Annotated in this window: 1 protein-coding gene; it reads right to left on the bottom strand. The window is 56.1% G+C overall.

Going from position 1 to position 1,251, the window contains the following annotated elements:
• Window positions 1-638 precede the first annotated feature (638 nt).
• Window positions 639-1,251 (bottom strand): hypothetical protein (locus tag AC1DKD_RS41355; RefSeq protein ID WP_477144757.1); only part of this gene is annotated, 613 nt, incomplete at its 5' end.

The following is a 1,251-nucleotide window of genomic DNA, read 5'->3' as shown; positions in this document are numbered from 1 at the left end:
GAGGTCGAACCGCGAGCCGACGGGCGCACCGATTTGCTGTTCAATCTCGGCCAGGATACGAGCCGTAAACAGCCCTCGGTACCCGCCGCCGGACAGCGCGAGAACTTGGAAACGCGATTTCGCTGTATTCATCTCACAACCCCATAGCCAAAACAAAGGGACCGCTGACTACACCCGCGCGCCATGAAAATGACTAGCACTCTTACCCCCCAGAGTGCCAATTTCCTACTATATCACGGAGATTAAAGCATCAGAACACTATATCTTGTGGTTTTTGGCTTATACATCACCAAATGTCTATACAATTTGCGTTGGAGGGGCGAACCGCCATGCGGAAGGAATGAAACCGTGGCCTTGGGACCGGAGCTGACAGAGGCGGCAGGGTCATTGACCGCGTCACTTCGCAGCCAGGATGTGATAGAATCGCGCACTCTTTTTTCCCGAACGCTTGGGCATCGTAGCTTGGCTACGATGCTCGACAACCGAGCAGTCGGGTTGCTGTCGCCGTTCCGCTGCTGAAATGAAGAATAGACAGCAAAGTCTGGGTCGCCATTCCCGCCTCTTCATGAGACTGATGGCAATGTTGAATAGGGAGGGCACATGGCTCAACCAAAAACAACAGCTCCGGACGGCTTGGGTCAAGCCATGTCGGCAATCTTGGGTGCCTTTGCGGTCCTGAGCACTGCCGGCGTGAGTCCGCTGGTTGCATTCGTGCTGCCGGCCGTCGTAGCTGTGGCGTTTGTCACGGTCTCACGACTCTGACCTAGGCGCGTAGCATGGAAGGCCCCCGAAATCGGCGAGTTCTCGCTGTTTCGGGGCGTCGGCCTCCCTCTCTCTACCCCTTTTTCTTGCCTTGCAACTTTGCCCCCCCCTTGCACCAACAGGTTGGTGGCAAAGTCCTCACAGCTCTTTGCAAGCTCCCCACCGGCTACCGCGCGTTCCAGCACTGCTCTTGCGACCCTGCGAGCCAAGGACCCGGCTTGCAGTCGATACTCCGCGCCAATCGCTGTCATCTGCCGCCCATGTAAAAATACACTACGGAGGTCGAACAACCAGTCGTACAACGCGCCATCCGCAGGAGAATTCAGCAATGCGCTTATGCGGCACTCGATTCGTTTCGGACCGTTAAGCTTGGGCAAAACCTGCTTTTCCTTCCCGTAATCGCTCCTAAGCCCAAGAGCTGCCTCGATAGTCAGCATATGAGCGATGAATTCGTCGATTCCATCGCTTGAGAAGGCGCGCACGAGGAAA

Source organism: Cupriavidus sp. 05T313 (assembly GCF_056396665.1).
This window is presented reverse-complemented; position numbering and strand designations above follow the sequence as displayed.